Annotated in this window: 17 protein-coding genes; 16 read left to right on the top strand and 1 reads right to left on the bottom strand. The window is 67.6% G+C overall.

The window, feature by feature from the left end; translation table 11 throughout:
* The first annotated feature begins 315 nt into the window (after positions 1 to 315).
* The 16 genes from HYV14_18290 to HYV14_18215 all read left to right on the top strand — a co-directional run bounded on the left by HYV14_18290 (position 316) and on the right by HYV14_18215 (position 13,742).
* A complete protein-coding gene (locus HYV14_18290; protein ID MBI2387941.1) occupies positions 316 to 804 on the top strand; it encodes a DUF4279 domain-containing protein in 489 nt (162 codons plus the stop codon).
* 127 nt (positions 805 to 931) lie between these two features.
* The gene (locus HYV14_18285) at positions 932 to 1,585 is read left to right on the top strand and encodes a hypothetical protein (GenBank protein MBI2387940.1); all 654 of its coding nucleotides are present in this window, start codon (positions 932 to 934) and stop codon (positions 1,583 to 1,585) included.
* Between the two features lie 156 nt (positions 1,586 to 1,741).
* Positions 1,742 to 2,164, top strand: a complete 423-nt coding sequence (locus HYV14_18280) for a hypothetical protein (protein MBI2387939.1) — start codon at positions 1,742 to 1,744, stop codon at positions 2,162 to 2,164.
* Positions 2,165 to 2,171: 7 nt separating this feature from the next.
* Entirely contained in the window at positions 2,172 to 2,522 is a 351-nt protein-coding gene (locus HYV14_18275; protein ID MBI2387938.1) for a hypothetical protein, read from the top strand.
* A 36-nt stretch (positions 2,523 to 2,558) separates the two neighbouring features.
* Complete coding sequence (locus HYV14_18270; protein MBI2387937.1) at positions 2,559 to 4,751, top strand: response regulator; 2,193 nt, start codon at positions 2,559 to 2,561, stop codon at positions 4,749 to 4,751.
* A 19-nt stretch (positions 4,752 to 4,770) separates the two neighbouring features.
* Positions 4,771 to 5,244 carry a peroxiredoxin gene (locus HYV14_18265; protein MBI2387936.1) on the top strand — a complete coding sequence of 158 codons (474 nt, stop codon included), beginning with the start codon at positions 4,771 to 4,773 and terminating at the stop codon, positions 5,242 to 5,244.
* Positions 5,245 to 5,697: a 4Fe-4S dicluster domain-containing protein gene (locus tag HYV14_18260; GenBank protein MBI2387935.1), complete on the top strand. Its 453-nt coding sequence runs from the start codon at positions 5,245 to 5,247 to the stop codon at positions 5,695 to 5,697.
* Positions 5,698 to 5,844: 147 nt separating this feature from the next.
* Positions 5,845 to 6,357, top strand: coding sequence for an RNA-binding protein (locus HYV14_18255; GenBank protein ID MBI2387934.1), 513 nt, complete (start codon positions 5,845 to 5,847; stop codon positions 6,355 to 6,357).
* A 7-nt stretch (positions 6,358 to 6,364) separates the two neighbouring features.
* Complete coding sequence (locus HYV14_18250) at positions 6,365 to 6,901, top strand: hypothetical protein (GenBank protein ID MBI2387933.1); 537 nt, start codon at positions 6,365 to 6,367, stop codon at positions 6,899 to 6,901.
* A complete protein-coding gene (locus HYV14_18245; protein MBI2387932.1) occupies positions 6,898 to 7,674 on the top strand; it encodes a L,D-transpeptidase in 777 nt (258 codons plus the stop codon). The genes HYV14_18250 and HYV14_18245 overlap by 4 nt, the downstream gene beginning before the upstream one ends.
* Positions 7,671 to 8,453, top strand: a complete 783-nt coding sequence (locus HYV14_18240) for a hypothetical protein (protein MBI2387931.1) — start codon at positions 7,671 to 7,673, stop codon at positions 8,451 to 8,453. The genes HYV14_18245 and HYV14_18240 overlap by 4 nt, the downstream gene beginning before the upstream one ends.
* Positions 8,450 to 9,721, top strand: a complete 1,272-nt coding sequence (locus tag HYV14_18235) for an amino acid permease (protein MBI2387930.1) — start codon at positions 8,450 to 8,452, stop codon at positions 9,719 to 9,721. The genes HYV14_18240 and HYV14_18235 overlap by 4 nt, the downstream gene beginning before the upstream one ends.
* 54 nt (positions 9,722 to 9,775) lie before the next feature.
* Positions 9,776 to 10,390, top strand: coding sequence for a polyisoprenoid-binding protein (locus HYV14_18230; protein ID MBI2387929.1), 615 nt, complete (start codon positions 9,776 to 9,778; stop codon positions 10,388 to 10,390).
* An 82-nt stretch (positions 10,391 to 10,472) separates the two neighbouring features.
* Positions 10,473 to 10,964 carry a DUF3015 family protein gene (locus HYV14_18225; protein MBI2387928.1) on the top strand — a complete coding sequence of 164 codons (492 nt, stop codon included), beginning with the start codon at positions 10,473 to 10,475 and terminating at the stop codon, positions 10,962 to 10,964.
* Between the two features lie 61 nt (positions 10,965 to 11,025).
* Entirely contained in the window at positions 11,026 to 12,912 is a 1,887-nt protein-coding gene (locus HYV14_18220) for a DUF4105 domain-containing protein (protein MBI2387927.1), read from the top strand.
* Positions 12,912 to 13,742: an alpha/beta hydrolase gene (locus HYV14_18215; GenBank protein ID MBI2387926.1), complete on the top strand. Its 831-nt coding sequence runs from the start codon at positions 12,912 to 12,914 to the stop codon at positions 13,740 to 13,742. The genes HYV14_18220 and HYV14_18215 overlap by 1 nt, the downstream gene beginning before the upstream one ends.
* Before the next feature lie 90 nt (positions 13,743 to 13,832).
* Here HYV14_18215 and HYV14_18210 read toward each other — a convergent pair whose 3' ends face one another.
* Complete coding sequence (locus tag HYV14_18210; protein MBI2387925.1) at positions 13,833 to 14,705, bottom strand: HEAT repeat domain-containing protein; 873 nt, start codon at positions 14,703 to 14,705, stop codon at positions 13,833 to 13,835.
* Between the last annotated feature and the right edge of the window lie 4 nt (positions 14,706 to 14,709).

Genomic DNA, 14,709 nt, shown 5'->3' with positions numbered 1-14,709 from the left:
TAACGCGTGGCTCCAAAACTTCCGACGCCTCGTCGTTCGCTACGAGCGATCCGCTTTGACCTTCTTGGGTTTGGTTCATATGGCCTGCGCGCTCATCGCGCTCAAGCGAGTTGTTGGATGACTTCTATGAGATAAGACGAAAAGGATTGGATCCTCACACCATTAAATACGAAGAACTTGGAAGGAAAGCAGAGATCAAGTTGTGGGAGTTGTGCAGGTGCAAGAATGGTGAAATCGCAATCCGATTCAAGGGTTGTAAAGGCCCCACTCGGCGTACGGGGATATTCCTGTGATTTTTCAAAAGAGGCTCTCTAAATGACCGGCTCCCATGAACGACGTCCTTACATCAGAGTCGCGCTTCTCATTCGCGGCGGCGATGACCCCGCGGAGATCACCCGTATTCTCGGCATGGAGCCGGATGAGTCTTATCGCAGGGGAGCTCCGATTCCGATTCCGCCTGATGCCAAATACAAGGTAAAGAAAACGCGCGTCTACGCGGCCAGCATCTGGAAATTGAATTCACGACTCAAACAGTACTCATACAATGTCGAGGATTATGTAAACGATCTCTTGTACCGCTTGCGGCGGGTCGATGAAAAAATATCAAGTCTGGATCGTCGGCGATTCAATGTCACGATGGATGTTTCCTTGGATCTCCTTACGGATGCCGCCACGGCCGCTGCCGGACTTTCGATAGATACGATGGCTGCGCTCACGCGTCTTGGGGCCTCCTTCGATGTCGATACGTACGTATGGAATGATCTGCCTCCGTATGCAGAAGAAGGTCTAAGCCGCTTCAGCTAGTGACAGCAAGCAAGGAAATTGATGATGGGTGAGTGTTTTCGAGGCGGCGACGATAACCACCGACGCGTGTTTGACGAAGAGTTCGAAGTCTTATCCCAATGCGCGAAACGGCTCAAGGAAGAGTGCGATGACTGGATCCGAAGACAAAAACGAGAAATTCGAGGCATGGTCGCGTGGAATCTTTCAGCCGACTTCGGCGAATGACAGCGATATCAGCTTGCTTCTGGATAAGAATACTCGCATCGATTTCATCTCGAAGCTATTCCGTGAATTCGAGGGATGCTCGACGCACTATTCCGATAAGCAGGTTGCAGAGGGACTTCGGAAATTTGTCCATCCGGGCTGGAGCGACGAAATATTCCTCCTCTTTGATAAAGACATCCCTGTCCATAAACGTGCTCGGGCAATTGAGAGCTTGGCTGGCGTGCTCGATTTCTTTGGCAAGAAGTGCGGGCGGAATCTCAACGCCAATCGCGCGACCAAACTCAGCCCCCTAGACAAGCTTGGCCTCGATTGGTGGGATATTTTCCCAGCACATCCCGCTTCCGATGAGCCTGCCAGGAGAGAGCTCGACATTGCCTTCCTCTCGCTGTTTGAGAACGCACTCCAGTCATCGTCGCCGGTGGTTCAAGAACTCGCCTTGCATGGTCTTGGCCATTGGCAGCATGCCTACCCCGAGAAGATTGAAGACATGATATCTGATTATCTCCGTCGCACCCCGAATATCGGTCCGGATTTGAAAGAGTACGCGGAAGCAGCGCGAGAAGGAACAGTGTATTGAAGGCTTCTATGGACACTGTGCTCGCGCAGTCATCGCCGCTGATGCAGCCCGATAAAAGGGAGAACTTCAATCATCTCAGCACTTAAATGGCAATCAACGGGAATTTCCTTGCAGGGGAACTAGCCGGTGACCGTTAGCCACACCCTAAGTCCCATCATGAACGCATTCCGCGACCGCGCCGACGACGGCATCCCGCGGTTCCTTGGGCCTCTGATCACTGACATGAACCAAATGAAACTCCTGCATTCCGGCACAGGTCCTTCCACGGAACGCCTTCATGCCCTGACGTTCGCCATTCAAGCATCTCTCGTGGCCACTCCGGCTGAACTGTGGAGTCGGATCGAACCAGCGCTTGAGTCATGGCTCAAATCCAAAGGGGTGGAATCAGCGGGTAGTTCGGCATACTGCAACGATTTCTGCCTGGAAGCGGAGTTTCTCTACCAGTGGGGCGAGCGTCAGGGTATCGTGTCTTTGATCATCACGCGCCTGGATGAGAATCGGATTTACCTTCATGGGCGTGCATGCGAGAGTGGAGATGAGGATGTGCTTCAACTTATTCGGACCTTCCGTACAGGGTAGCAAGGTCATGCAAAACAATACCTACGAGAATTTTGTCCAGGAATTGCTTGCCACGGCGCCGGAAACACGGGGTATTTATCAGAAGCACTTGGAAGACAACGGCGAGGCTCTTCCGCATGTTTTTCTGGGAGACGTCACAAGATTCGTTATCGATTCTTACCGCACGACCAACACCGGACTCCTCTCTAGACTCCTGGATTTCCTTGAGCGGGCCGTTTCGTCACCTGATGACAAGCTTCAAGAACTCGTCGTCGTGTCATTCCTGGAGAACTTGCATCAGGCTGGGGAGGACTATGAAGGGGTGAAACGACTTCTTGGCCCGAACTTAAGGAAGAACCTGTCTCTAGTGGAGGGATAACATATGCGAAGGATTAAATCTTACGCCGCCTAGCGAATGATCCGACTTCACACCCCGTCGCGCCTGTCGTGGAGGCTGCTCGCCGCGATCCTCCCGCCCGTGGTCCTGGCGGTGAGCGCGATCGTGTGGCTGCAGTACCACCTGGCGCGGCGCGAGATCCTCGGGGCGATCGACAAGGAGACCGCGTCGCTGGCCCGCCGCCTGTCCGCCGACGTCGACGAGCTTCTCGCCCAGCGGCGGCGCGACCTGCTCACCTTGGCCGAGACGCCGCTGATCGCGGACTACTACCGGAACGTGGAGTTCGGCCTGCTCGACGAGGCCGGCGCCTACCGCAAGGAGCTCGAGCGCTATCTCAACAACTTCTCCGCCCGCACCGGCGTCTACGCGCGCATCTGCTACCTCGACGAGAACGGGAAGGTCGTCGCGGCCGTCGGCCCGCCGATGACGCCCTCGGAGCGCGGCCGCGCCCGCGACGCGGCGTTCCTGAAGGCGCGCGCCGCCGGCCCGGGCGGGCTTTGGACCTCGTCGATCGAGGAGCGCCCCGGGACCGGCCCCGTCGTGTATTACCTCAAGCCCGTGTTCGACGAGCGCGGGACGTTCAAGGGAGCGTTGGGACTCGTCTACGACCTGGCGGGCCTGCGCGAGAAGCTGCGCGGCCTCGTCGTCGGCCGTCGCGGCCGCGCCTTCGTCCTGGCCGAGAACGGGCGGCGGGTCGAGGGCCGCCCCCCGATCGACGGGGGCCTCGAGCTGCTGACGGCGAGGAGCGCGCTCAGGGACCGTCCCTGGACCGTCACCGTCGAGGCGCCGCTCGACGATTTCCTCGGGCCGCTCGAGACCGTGCGCAACGCGGCGCTGCTGACCTTGCTCTTCGGGACCGTCTGCCTCGTCGCCATCCTGCTGTTCCTCGTGCGCACGATCACGCGGCCGATCGCGGTGCTCGTGGACGCCGCGCGCCGCTTCGGCGCGGGCGACCTCGAGCACCGCATCCGCGACGCGGGCACGGACGAGCTCGGGACGCTGTCCGGGGCCTTCAACGAGATGGGCGAGCGCCTGGAGCGCAACCGCGCCCGGAACACGGAGCTCCAGTCCCAGCTGATCCAGGCCGAGAAGCTCTCGGCGGTCGGGCAGCTGATCTCGGCGGTGGCGCACGAGCTCAACAACCCGCTCGGCGCGATCTCCGGGTACGTCCAGCTCATGAAGCACGAAGGCTGCCCTCCGTCCCTGCGCCGGGACCTCGAGCAGATCTACGCGAACGTGCTGCGCTGCCGCAAGGTCGTCGACAACCTGCTCTTCTTCGTCCGCCAGAGCCGCCACGAGCGGGGAAAGGTGGACCTCAACCGGGCCGTCGCCTCGGCGCTCGAGCTCCTGGAGTACCGTCTGCTGAAGACCGAGGACGTCTTCGTGATCAAGGAGCTCGCGGCGGAGGCTGCGCTGATCGTCGGCGACTATCAGCAGATCGTCCAGATCCTGGTCAATCTGATCAACAACGCCTGCGACGCCATGGCGGGCGTGGTGCGCTACCCCGAGGGCAAGCGCCTTCTGCTCCGGACCGGCGCCGAAGGCGGGCGGGTCTTCATCCGCGTGGAGGACAACGGCCCGGGCATGACTCCCGAGGCGGAGGCGAGGCTGTTCCAGCCGTTCTTCACCACGAAGGAGCCGGGGCGCGGGACGGGCCTCGGCCTGTCGATCTGCCGCCAGATCGCCCGCGGGCACGGAGGGGACGTCTCGCTCGAGAACCGGCCCGGGCGGGGCTGCGCTTTCATCCTCGAGCTGCCCGCCGGGAACGAGGCGGAGTTCTCCCGTCTCGACAGCAGGACGGCGCCCGCGCTCCTGCCGCCCGTGCCGGGCAAGCGCGTGCTGGTCGCCGACGACGAGGCGGACATCGTCGAGGTCGTCTCCCGCCTGCTGCGGGAGGAGGGCGACGAGGTGTCGGTGGCCCACGGCGGGGTGGAGGCGTTGAAGCTCCTGGAGAACGGGACGTTCGACCTGATCATCTCCGACATGGAGATGGAGCAGGTGAAGGGCCAGGACATCTTCAAGAGGACGGTCGCGGGGGGAGGGACCTCCGCGGCGAAGGTTCTCTTCGTGACCGGGGACATCCTCAATCCCAACGTCCTCGAGTTCCTCTCCAAGACGCGCTCGGAGTACCTCTCCAAGCCCTTCGACATCGACGATCTGCGCCAGGCCGTGCGCCGCCTGCTGGCGTCCGGCGTTGACCGCCCCCGCTGATTCCTGTTACAATGGCCGGGTGCCTGAGAGCAAAACGAAGCCCGTCGCCGTCGGCGACAAGGCCCCCAACTTCTCCGCCGCCGACGAGACCGGCCGCACCTGGTCCCTCAAGGCGCTCAAGGGCAAGACCGTCGTCCTCTATTTCTACCCGAAGGACAACACCTCCGGCTGCACGACCGAGGCCTGCGACTTCCGCGACCGCTACGACTCCTTCGTCAAGAAAGGCGCGCGCATCCTCGGCGTCAGCCCCGACTCGGCGAAGTCCCACGCCGGCTTCAAGGCCAAGCACGGCCTGCCGTTCCCGCTCCTCGCCGACGAGGACAAGGAGATCTGCCAGGCCTACGGCGTCTGGCAGGAGAAGTCCCTCTACGGCCGCAAGTTCATGGGCGTCGTGCGCTCGACCTTCGTGATCGGGCCGACCGGCCGGATCCTGCAGGCCGCGCGCAAGGTGTCCGTCTCAGGCCACGCCGAAGCCATCCTGGAGGCCGTCTAAATGCCCGCTCCCCAGAACGACTCGCGCCGCGCCGCCCTCGTCAAAGGCGCGTCCAAAGCCCGGATCAAGGCGCTCATCAACCTCGACGCCTGCACCGGCTGCGAGGTCTGCATCGCCGTCTGCCCCGTCCCGTCCTGCATCGAGAAGTTCGGCGACGACGAGCCCGCGGCCAAGGGCGTCTACGTCAACTACGACATCTGCATCGGCTGCCAGCTCTGCGCGAAGGACTGCCCGTGGGACACCATCCGCATGGTGCCCTCGGCCTCCGTCGCGATGGACCAGACCTCCCTCGACTCCCAGCTCACCCATGAGCACGCCGTCTTCGAGAAGCCCGAGCTCGTGCCCGAGGAGCTGCGCGGCTTCGTCGCGAAGGCCCCGAAGGACGACCCCGCCGTCCTCGGCGTCTTCGGCAAGCAGAACCCCGTCGTCCCGGGGCTCATGAGCCCGAAGTAAGCGTCCCGGATGGGCTCGCCGCGGTGATGAGCGTCCGAACCACGCATGCACGAGGCCGCGCCGCCGCCCGCGGGCGCCCTTCACGACGGGCGGCGCCTTATGGTGTATAATTTATCGACGGTAAAAACGCAAGGAGAGTAACCGATAATGGGTAAGAAGCTGTTCGTGGGAGGCCTTCCGTACGAGACGAACGACGCTCAGTTGAAGGAGCTGTTCGGCGCGTGCGGGACCGTGGTGAGCGCGAAGGTGATCATCGACAAGATGACCAACCGCTCCAAGGGCTTCGGATTCGTCGAGATGTCCACGGACGAGCAGGCCCAGGCCGCTCTCCTGAAGTACAACAACTTCACCCTCGGCACCCGCCGCATCATGGTCAACGAGGCGCGCCCGATGGAGCCGCGCCCGGCCGGCGGCTACCCGCCCCGCCCCGCCTTCGGCGGCGGCGCGCCCGGCGGCGGCGCCCCCCGGCCCTCCGGCGGCTTCGGCGAGCGCAACCCCAACTTCGGCGCCGACAGCAAGGCCTTCTCCGACCGCAAGAACCGCTACGACAACAAGAAGAAGGGCCGCGGCGGCGAGGGCTTCGAGAAGAAGGGCGGCTTCGGCGGCAAGGGCGGGAAGAAGGGGAAGAACGACGACGATTTCGACAACGACGGCTGGTAGGCCGCCGGTGCGGCGCCTCCTGCCGGCGCTCCTCCTGCTCGCCGCGTGCGGCGGCGCCGAGCGCCAGGAGACCTTGTCCCGCGCTCCCTCGTTCCGGGCCCGGACGGTGGCCGTCGCCGCGACGCGCGGGGCCCGCGGCAAGGGCGTCGAGATCTCCCGGGCCCTCGTGCGTCGCCTCGAGTCCCTGGGCCTGACCGCCTCCGCTCTCGAGGAGTCCGACAGCGTCCTGGCCGGCTCGGCGATCGGCCTCGAGGCGGCCCGCAACCCGCGCCTGCTCGACGAGATCCGCCGCGCGACCGGCGCCGACGCGGTCGCCTTCCTCTCCCTGGACCCGGCCTGGCGCGGGCTCGAGGTCTCCGCGCTCGACGCGCGGACCGGGGACGCGGTCCTCCGCGCCGTCGCCCATCCGCGCGGCGAGGCGTTCGCGGACGCCGCCGAGATCGCCGACGCCGCCTCCCGCGCGCTCGCGCCCCTGGCCAGCGAGCGCCGCCCCGCGAGGGCCGCCCGCCCCGACGACCCCGTCGACGAGATCCCGCTCCCGTGAGCGAGAACCCGTTCGGGCGGACGGTCTATCCCCTGGCGCTCGCGCTGTGGACCGCGGCGTTCGGCTGGCGGGCCTGCGCGATCTCCCGGGACGGGGCCGCGCTGTCCCGCGAGGCGGGCCGCCTCGAGGACGAGGCCCGCGCGCTCGACGAGGGCGCGCGCAGCCTTCGGGCCCTGGCGCGCGAGGCCGGCGAGCGGGCGGGCGACGCGCGCTTCCTCCAGGACATCCCGAACATACTCCCCGAGGACAAGGGCTACCTGCGGACCCAGAAGGCCATCGAGGGCGAGGTCGGCCTGCTGCGCGCGAAGGTCGCCAAGCGCCTGAAGGGCGCCCTGCACTTGGTCATCGACGCGAAGGCCAACAAGCTCTATGTCAAGAAAGGAGCTCAGCTCCTTTGGCAGGCCGACGTCTCCGTGGGCCGCGGCGGCGTCCTCAAGGACGCCAAGAGCGGACGGAAGTGGGAGTTCGTGACGCCGCGCGGGGAGTTCCGCGTCATCGGCAAGGCGGTCAATCCCCAGTGGCGCAAGCCGGACTGGGCCTACGTGGAGGCGGGCGAGCCGGTGCCTCCTCCCGGGGACCCGTCCCGCATGGTGTCCGGCGAGCTCGGGGGCTTCGTCATGAACCTCGGCGACGGCTACCTGATCCACGGCACCAAGCGCGAGGAGCTGCTCGGGCGCCCGGCCTCGCACGGCTGCGTGCGCGTCGGCGCCGCGGACCTCGAGAAGCTGTACGCGTCCGTGCCGAACGGGACGAAGGTGTGGATCTTCGAATGAGCATGACGCTGGCGCGCCGTCTCGACAGCCTCGACCGCCGCGTCGGAGCCCTCGGGCTTTCCGCCGCCGGCGCCGCGATCATCGGCTGCCTCTGGCTGACGGGGCGCTGGGTGTCGGAGAGCGCGGCGCGCGCCGCCGACGAGCGCGCCGCCCTCGCGGTCGCGCGCGAGGACCTCGACCTGGACCTGGCCGAGCGCCGGGCCCTGAGCGCCCTCGCGTCCCGCGATTTCGCGCGCGCCAAGGCGAGCGCGGCGACCTTGTCCCGCTCGCGCAAGGCCCTGTTCGAGGGAGGGCTCGCGCTCTCCGAGGAGAAGCGCCTGCTCGAGAAGCAGCTCGAGATCATGAGCCTCTGGGTCCGCGTCGAAGACGGAGCCGACAGGATCCATCTCATGCTCGGCGACCAGATCGCCGAGAGCCTCCCGCTCGCCGGCGCGCGCCCGCGGGCCGTCGGCGGGGAGACGCGCCCGCCGCCGAGGAGCGCGGCGATCGTCAGCAAGGAGCGCTTCGCGAGCACCGAGCGGCCGAAGTCCGACCAGGTCGGCGGCCAGCTCCAATGGGAGCCGCCGCAGGTCGGCACCTCGCTGCGCGCGAGCGCGCTCGGGGAGTTCGTCCTGTTCACGAAGGAGGGGCTCGTGCTGCACGGCCCGCCGCTGAAGGAGGCCGAGCACGAGGCCTTCCCGCACCTGTGCCTCTCCCTGCCGCGGGCCGTGGCGGCCCGCCTTTACAGCCGGAGTTTCGTCGGCACGAAGATCCTCCTGACCCTCGAGACGAAGCCGTGACGCCGCCTCCCCATCGCCTGCTCACCCGTTTCGACCTGCTGTGCCTCGGGATCAACGCCGTGGTCGGCTCGAGCGTGTTCCTGTTCCCCGGGCGCCTGGCCGGCCACCTCGGCTCGGCCTCCCCGCTCGCCTACGCGCTGACCGCCCTGCTCCTGGCGCCCGTGGCGCTGTGCTTCGCGGAGGCCTCCGCGGAGCACGACCGCGCCGGCGGGCCGGCGCTGTACGCCCACGCGGAGTTCGGCCCGGATTGGGGCTTCGCCATCGGCTGGCTGTGCTGGATCACGATGGTCGTGAGCTGGGCCGCCGTGGCCAACGGCATCGCGTCGTACCTGCCGTGGGCGGCGGAGCGCCCGTATATCGGAAAGACCGTCGCCTGCCTCGCCATCGGCGGCTTCGGCGCGCTGAACTGGCGCGGCGTGCGCCTCGGGGCGTGGACCACGGATTTCTTCACCGTCGCCAAGCTCATCCCGATCGCGCTGATCGCGCTGGCCGGCCTGCACGCCCTGCCGGCGTGGCGTCCGCAGGCGCCGCCGCAGGGCTGGGGGGAGCCTCTCGGGGCCGCCTGCTTCCTCGCGTATTTCGCCTATCAGGGCTTCGAGACCGTGCCCGTGCCCGCGGGCGAGGCCCGAGACCCCAAGCGCGACGTGCCCTTCGCCGTGCTGGCGGCCCTCGGCGGCTCCGCCGTCCTCTATATCCTGGTCCAGGTCGCCGCGCTGGCCTTGGTCCCGGGGCTCGCCGCCTCGGAGCGCCCGCTCGCCGACGCCGCGTCCGCCTTGATGGGCCCGTGGGGCGGGGCGCTCGTGACCGCCGGGGCGGTGATCTCGATGACCGGCTACGTCGCCGGCTCGGCGCTGGGCGGCCCGCGCTATCTCGTGGCTCTCTCCGAGGAGGGGCATCTTCCCAAGGTCCTCTCCGCGGTCCATCCCCGCTTCGGCACGCCCTCGGCCTCGATCCTCTGGTCCACCGGCACGGCGCTGGCGGCCGCGTTGCTGCTCGACTTCGAAGGCCTCGTGGATTTCTCGAACGTCGTCATCGGGGCGCAGTTCCTGTCCACCTGCGCCGTCGTCCTCGCGCGCCGCTCCCGCCGCGCGCGGGGCCGGCTGGGCCTCGCCGCGGGCGCCCTCGTGCCGCTCGCGGGCATCGGGGCCACGGCGTGGCTCGGCGCCCAGGGCGGCTGGCTGCAGGTCGCGGCCTCGGCGGCCGTGCTCGCGGCGGGCTTCGCCCTGCGCGCCGGCGCGCGGCTCCTTTCCCGCCGGCGCCCGGCTTGACAAGATGTAATCAAACCTGTTACATATAGCCATATCCGCACAGGAGGCTATACCATGCGCAAGCTGCTCGTCGTCGCCGCCGTCCTCGCCGTCCTCTCTCCCGCCGTCCGCGCCGAAACCTACGAGATCGACTCCGCCCACTCGCAGGTCGGCTTCCGCATCAAGCATCTCGTCGGGAAGGTCCCCGGCCGCTTCACGGGCTTCTCCGGCGTCATCGAGTTCACGCCCGGTAAGCCGGAGTCCTGGAAGGTCGCCGCGAAGATCGACCCCGCGACGATCAACACCGACAACGAGAAGCGCGACGGCCACCTGAAGTCCCCGGACTTCTTCGACGTCGCCAAGTACCCCGAGATGACCTTCAAGTCGACGAAGGTCTCGGACGTCAAGGGCGAGACGGCCAAGCTGCACGGCGAGCTGACCATGCACGGCGTGACCAAGCCCGTCGTCCTCGACCTCGAGCTCGGCGGCACGACCAAGGACCCGTGGGGGAACACCCGCGCGGGCTTCACGGCCGCCGGCACGATCAACCGCAAGGACTTCGGCATCGTCTGGAACAAGACCCTCGACACCGGCGGGCTCATGCTCGGCGACGAAGTCGCCGTCTCCCTCGACATCGAGTCCGTCCTCAAGGCCAAGGAAGCTCCGGCCAAGGCCCCCGAGAAGAAGTGACGCCGCCGCTATTGACAAGCCGCGGGACCGGGGCTAGACTTAACCCGGCCGTGAGCTTCGTCCGGGCATAAAAGGAGAAATCATGAAAAAGGCACTGTTGGCGATGTTGGTTCTGACGTCATTCATTTCCGCGGCGCACGCGGCCGGCGGCAGCGATCCGAACATCGGCTGTGGTCTCGGGACCGAGCTGTTCGCGGGCAAGCTGGACAAGAAGGTCTTTGCCCTGCTCGGCGGGACGACCAACGGGACGTACACGCAGACCTTCGGCATCAGCTCCGAGACCGCGGGCTGCAGCGTCAAGGGCGGCTGGGTGCGCAACGAGAAGAAGCAGGCCGCTTACGCGGAAGTCAACCTGCAGAAGCTCTCCACCGAGATGGCTCAGGGCGGCGGCGAGTACCTGAACGCCTTCGCCTCGCTCATGGGCGCCAACGACGAGGCCTCGAAGAAGGCCTTCATCTCGATGACCCAGGAGAAGTACGACGTCCTGTTCCCGACGGCGAACACGGACTCGGCGACCATGCTGCGCAACCTCCGCGCCCAGATGGCCGTCAACCCCAAGCTCGCGACCCTCTAAGCGAGACGGCTCACTGACCGCGGGCGGGACGCCCCAGGCGTCCCGCCCGCGCTTTTCCCGCGTGACGACCCCTCGCGTCCTCCTGACGCTCGCCCTGCTCCTCGTCCCTCGCGGCCTTTCGGCCGCGGAGCCTTCCTATCGCGAGGAGCTCTCCGCCCGGGCGCGCGGCCTGAGCCTGTCCGGCGAGCGAAAATGGCTCAAGCTGCTCCACTACCGTCCCAAGGGCAAGGGCTGGCGCAGCGAGGCGGACGGAGGGAGCTTCTTCCTCGCGCCGGACGGCCGGACGGACCCCGGCGCCGAGCTCGAGGCCGATCTCGCCGCTTTCTTCGAGCCCGCGCCGGCCGAGGGCCAGCATCCCCAGTGCCGCTTCCCGGCGCGCTACCATTGGCTCAAGGGGAAGCTGGCCTTCGATCCCGCGAAGCTCCCCGAGCGCGCCTGCCCGGATTTCGAGGCCTGGAGGGGGGCCATCGACGCGTCCGCGGTGTCGGTCGTCTTCGCCAGCGCCTTCCTCAACAACCCCGCCTCGATGTACGGCCACACCTTCCTGCGGCTGCACCGCCGGGGCGGCGGCGACGCCCTGCTCGACTACACGATCAACTTCGCGGCGACCCCGGACACCAGCAACGCCCTCGTCTACACCCTCAAGGGCCTCAACGGCTCGTTCAAGGGGGAATACTCCCTCCTGCCGTTCTACATGAAGACGCAGGAGTACGGCAGCCTCGAGATGCGCGATCTTTGGGACTATCGGCTGAACCTGACGCCCGCCCAGATCGACGACTTGATACGCCACGGCTGGGAGATGGGCAGCACGCACTTCAACTACTACTTCTTCACGAAGAACTGCTCCTACCAGCTGCTGACCCTCCTCGAGGCGGCCGACGAGACACTCGACGTCGGCTCGGGCTTCTTCTGGAGCGTCATCCCGGCCGACACCGTCCGCGTCCTGCGGGAGCGTCCCGGCTTCGTGGACCCGCCGCAGTACCGCCCGTCCTTCGTCTCCGAGATCAAGGCCCGGCGCGCGCGCGCGGGCGCCGCGGAGCTCGCGCTCGCCACGCGTCTGGGCCGCGAGGTCACCGCGGAGGGCCTCCAGAGCGTGACGGCGTTCCCGAAGGCGAGCCAAGCCCTGATCCTGGAGTCCGCGAACGACTACCTCCGCTACCGCAAGGGCTACTACTTGGAGCAGAGCGCCGAGACCGTCGACGCCGTCCACGCCCTGCAGCGGGCGCGGGGCCGCCTCGGCCTGCCGCCGGCCCCGGCGCCGCTCGAGCGGCCGGTCCCGCTCGAGTCAGGACACGACACCGCGCGCCTGGGCCTCGGAGGCGGCGCGTCGAGCCGGGGCTCGTTCGAGGAGTTGGCCTGGCGGCCCTCCCTGCACGACCTCTCCTCGGTCGACGAGGGCTACATCCCGGACAGCCAGCTCGAGATGGGCGCTCTGCGCCTGCGCTTCGACAACGACGCGCGCGAGGCGTACATCGAGCGTCTCGACGTCGCCGCCATCGTCTCGATGTCCCCGTGGGACCCTTGGGTGCGCAAACCCTCCTGGAAGCTGTCCACCGGCGTGGACCAGGCCAAGGAACTGGGCTGCTCCGGGGCGTCCTGCATGTACTACGACCTCAACGCCGGGGGCGGCCTGTCCGCGCAGAGCCGCCTATGGCGGCGGGAGCTGTATTACGCTTTGGCCGAGACCGACTTCGGCTTCGGGCCGGTCCTGGCGCAGGATTGGCGGGCCGGGGCCGGCGGCACGGCCGGCGTGATCGTCGACCTGACCTCGCGCTGGCGGATGCTCGGCGAGGCGACGTACATCGAGTACGCGCAGCGCTCCGCGGCGCGCCAAAGAATGCGGCTGACGAGCTCCGTGCGCCTGACCCGGGACACGGAGATCCGGCTCGTCCTCGACCGGCGGACGCCGCACGAGGAGGCGGGCGCGATGTTCTTTCTCTTCTTCTGATGCGAATACTCCCTCTCCTGCTGGCGGCGGCGCTCTCGGGCTGCACGAACGTCTTCCTCCAGCCCGACCACGTCCACCGCTATCTTCCCACCCGCGAGGAGGGGGACTGGCAGGAGGTCCGTTTTAAATCCGGGGACGGCACCGAACTTCTCGGCATATGGTTCAACGCCCGCCAGACCCCGTCGAAGGGCGTCGTCGTCCACTTCCACGGCAACGGGGAGAACATGACGAGCCATTACCTGTTCGTGTACTGGCTGGCGGCCCAGGGTTACGACGTGTTCACCTTCGATTACCGGGGCTACGGCGGCTCCGCGGGCAAGAAGTCCCTGTCCGGCGCGGTCGAGGACTCCGTCGCGGCCCTGCGCGTGGCGCGCGGACGCGCGGGAGGCTCCCGCGAGCGGCTGATCGTCCTGGGCCAAAGCCTGGGCGGCGCGCTCGCCCTCGCCGCGCTCGACCGGGACGGGGGGGAGGGCGTGCGCGGCGTGATCCTGGACTCGACCTTCGCTTCCTACCGGGAGACGGCGAGGCTCAAGCTCGGGAGCGTCTGGCCGACCTGGCTGTTCCAGTATCCCCTATCGGCCCTGCTCATCAGCGACCGCTTCGCTCCCAAGCGTATGGTCGCCCGGCGCAAGCCCGTGCCCCTGCTCATGATCCACGCCGTCGGCGACCCCATCGTCCCCTACTCCCAGGGCCGCAGGCTCTTCGACCTCGCCCCCGGCCCGAAGGAGTTCTGGAAGCTCGACAGCGCGGGCCACACCGAGGCCCTCTACGCCCGCGCCTCCCAATACCGCCCGCCCCTTCTCGCCTGGCTCGACCGCGTGCTGGATTAGGTGGCGATCAGGTGACAGGCATTCCGGTATTTTCACTTTTCAGGCGTAGGCCTGGAGCAAAGTGAAAATACCGGAATGCCTGTCACCTTTTTAAGGCTTCGAGAGGATGCGGCGGAAGGCGGAGGACTGGGCGGAGCGCGCGGAGAGGTCGGTCTCGGCTTTGAGGGCGGCGCTCAGGGAATGGAGGTGGGAGTCGTCGCCGATGCGGCCCAGGGCGAGGGCGGCGGCGGTGCGCACGCCGCTGTCCGGGTCGCGCAGGGCCTGGGCGATCGCCTCGGCGGCGCGGGGGCTTCCGACGTCCTGGAGGGAGCGCACGGCGAGCATGCGGACCTGCCATTTCGGCTCGAGGCGGAGCGCGTCCTCCAGCGCGCCGACGACGAAGCCTTTCTTGGTGCGGCCGAGGGCCAGGACGGCGGCGTAGCGGACCCACCAGGAGGCGTCGGTGCGCAGCGCTCGGGTCAGGCGCGTGGCGGCCCCGTCGGCGGGGACGCGGCCGAGCGCCAGGGCGGCGGCGTAGCGGACGTCGGGCACGGGATCGTTGAGCGCCTCGCCGAGGGCGGGGGCGGAGACCGCGTCGCCGATGCGGCCCAGCGCGGTGGCCGCGGCGGCGCGGATCTCGGGCTTCTCGTCGAGGCGGAGCATCACGGCGGACAGCGGGGGGACCGCGGCGACGTGGCGGGGCACGGCCGCGGAATGGACCGCGGCGAGGCGGTCGGCCGGATTGGAGGCGCGCAGGCCTGCCATCAGCCAGGCCGGAGAGGGCGGGGAGATCAGGGCGTCGCGCAGGTCGCCGTCCTCGGCGGTCAGCGCCTCGAGCGGATCCTCCGCCTCGCCGAGGAGCTTGGCGTTCGGCGGGAACTCCTCGGCGCGCGAGGCGGGGGCGCCGTAGCCGGCACGGGGGACGAAGCCCGGCGCCGCGAGGGCGGACGCGGACATCATGACGGCGGCGAGAGCCAGGATCATGGGA

The organism is Elusimicrobiota bacterium (assembly GCA_016182905.1).
Classification (GTDB): Bacteria; Elusimicrobiota; Elusimicrobia; order UBA1565; family UBA9628; genus GWA2-66-18.
This window is presented reverse-complemented; position numbering and strand designations above follow the sequence as displayed.

What these genes read in the sequence shown, in the direction of transcription:
- HYV14_18230 (MBI2387929.1), top strand. Translation starts at nt 9,776, where the DNA reads ATGCGCAAGCTGCTCGTCGTCGCCGCCGTCCTCGCCGTCCTCTCTCCC.
- HYV14_18210 (MBI2387925.1), bottom strand. Translation starts at nt 14,705, where the DNA reads ATGATCCTGGCTCTCGCCGCCGTCATGATGTCCGCGTCCGCCCTCGCG.
- HYV14_18285 (MBI2387940.1), top strand. Translation starts at nt 932, where the DNA reads ATGACTGGATCCGAAGACAAAAACGAGAAATTCGAGGCATGGTCGCGT.
- HYV14_18215 (MBI2387926.1), top strand. Translation starts at nt 12,912, where the DNA reads ATGCGAATACTCCCTCTCCTGCTGGCGGCGGCGCTCTCGGGCTGCACG.
- HYV14_18275 (MBI2387938.1), top strand. Translation starts at nt 2,172, where the DNA reads ATGCAAAACAATACCTACGAGAATTTTGTCCAGGAATTGCTTGCCACG.
- HYV14_18280 (MBI2387939.1), top strand. Translation starts at nt 1,742, where the DNA reads ATGAACGCATTCCGCGACCGCGCCGACGACGGCATCCCGCGGTTCCTT.
- HYV14_18270 (MBI2387937.1), top strand. Translation starts at nt 2,559, where the DNA reads ATGATCCGACTTCACACCCCGTCGCGCCTGTCGTGGAGGCTGCTCGCC.
- HYV14_18225 (MBI2387928.1), top strand. Translation starts at nt 10,473, where the DNA reads ATGAAAAAGGCACTGTTGGCGATGTTGGTTCTGACGTCATTCATTTCC.
- HYV14_18255 (MBI2387934.1), top strand. Translation starts at nt 5,845, where the DNA reads ATGGGTAAGAAGCTGTTCGTGGGAGGCCTTCCGTACGAGACGAACGAC.
- HYV14_18240 (MBI2387931.1), top strand. Translation starts at nt 7,671, where the DNA reads ATGAGCATGACGCTGGCGCGCCGTCTCGACAGCCTCGACCGCCGCGTC.
- HYV14_18290 (MBI2387941.1), top strand. Translation starts at nt 316, where the DNA reads ATGACCGGCTCCCATGAACGACGTCCTTACATCAGAGTCGCGCTTCTC.
- HYV14_18260 (MBI2387935.1), top strand. Translation starts at nt 5,245, where the DNA reads ATGCCCGCTCCCCAGAACGACTCGCGCCGCGCCGCCCTCGTCAAAGGC.